General features: G+C 40.4%; 1 protein-coding gene. It reads right to left on the bottom strand.

Annotated features, from left to right (window positions below; genetic code table 11):
• Positions 1–211 precede the first annotated feature (211 nt).
• Positions 212–1,672 carry an AAA family ATPase gene (locus OEX01_09730; protein MDH5449263.1) on the bottom strand — a complete coding sequence of 487 codons (1,461 nt, stop codon included), beginning with the start codon at positions 1,670–1,672 and terminating at the stop codon, positions 212–214.
• Positions 1,673–1,687 lie beyond the last annotated feature (15 nt).

Genomic DNA, 1,687 nt, shown 5'->3' with positions numbered 1-1,687 from the left:
GACACAGAAGCAGAAGAAGAGCCCTAAAACCATTTCCCATAAAACGAAAAGTCGTTGTTGACACCTCTAAAATAACAACAACAAAAGACAACCAGACAACCGAAAAATGCTTTCGAAGTCTTTAACACAACATGCCAACTTTCGGGTAACTGCTTAACAACCAGGAAAGAGTATTAATGCTGTTATCTATGGTTTTTGGCTGGTAGCAAACTTATGCCATAAGTAGAAAAAGAGGAGCCGGAATTGCTACAAAATCTTCACTTATAAGAGTTTGCTTACCCGTATAAACCAATATTCCTCTAACCCTTAACTGCCTACTTAGCCTGACTAGCTTTTTCACGTGATCACTATTGATTTTCTGACCAGAATAAACTTCTATTGGGACGAGTTTTCCTTTGATATCTACTAAAAAGTCTATTTCCTTGCCGGGTTGCGGCTTATAATAAAACATTTTCCTCTTCAGCAATCTCATATCCTGAATGACTTCTAAAGAAAGTATCATATGAGCAACATTACTAGCAACAACCATTTCCGTTATAACACTTTTCCACTTGCCTAACACATTCAAAACCATAGAATAAGGCGCCCTACTCCCCGCACTTATAGCCTTGAAGGCATAGAACATTAATGGATCCCAAAAGTAAAATTTCTTAGGACTTTTCGCCGGAGCCCTACGCCTGCTAAACTCTTTCAGCTTCGACACTTCAAGCAGAACAAAGGCATCCACAAGATAGTCCAAATATTGTTTAACCGTATTATGTGAAATTCCAAGCTTGCCAGCTAAACTGTTAGCACTAGTTTCCTTTATTGGAACGGTCTCAAAGGGTCCTCTTGCAGCCTCTAACAATTCCCAAAGAACATTATAAAGCGTGTCTTCATTTAACCGCCACCTTGTTGCATCTTTGACTGCAAGATCCACAAACTCCATGTAAACGCTCGGATTTATCCTTCCCAAAGTAAGATGCTGCCGAATCGCAAGTGGGAAACCACCCGTCAAAAGATAATCCTCAAAATACGCATAAAGCTCATTCAAGTAAGTTTCACCCATCTCTAAAGTCGATGGCATCTTACCCCCAAGCTTCGTAAGTTCCATAAAAGCATCAATTCTCTTCTGAACTTCTAAGAATCTCTCACTGGTAAAGAAATCTCTAAGTGCATGCTTACCAGCCAACTGTTCCTTGTAATATGCATATTCAGAAAACTTCATCGGAAAAAGCAGCTTGTCGTTACCACCTTCTAACATCACTCCTTTTCTTAACCCAAGAACCTCAGCACCCCTTTTAACATCTAAACTGTGACTACCAGTAATCAACATCTTAACCTTATTTTTAGACAAAAGACCCGCATCATAGAGATCCTTCACAGCAACCTGCCAGTTTCGCAGACTACTCACTTCATCAAGAAAAACATAAGCATCACCGGGATAATCCGCCCTTCTCGCAAGAAAATCTCGCATTATACTAGCTAAACCCTCAACGCCACCCAATCCAGGCCTATCACAACGTATGTAAGCCACCTTCAACGGACTGACCCTATCCGAATGAGAAAGACTACGCAAAAAAAGTTCCCTAAGCAAGAGCTTCACTAAGGTAGTTTTCCCAACACGCCTCGGTCCCCTTAAACTTACAAGAACATAATCCTCGGCAACATCAAAAAGAATATTCTTTCTCAAAACAAAAAGAAGCCG

The organism is Candidatus Bathyarchaeota archaeon, assembly GCA_029882535.1.
Lineage (GTDB): Archaea > Thermoproteota > Bathyarchaeia > Bathyarchaeales > SOJC01 > JAOUKM01.
Note: the sequence above shows the minus strand (reverse complement) of the source record. Positions and strands in the feature narration are given on the sequence as shown.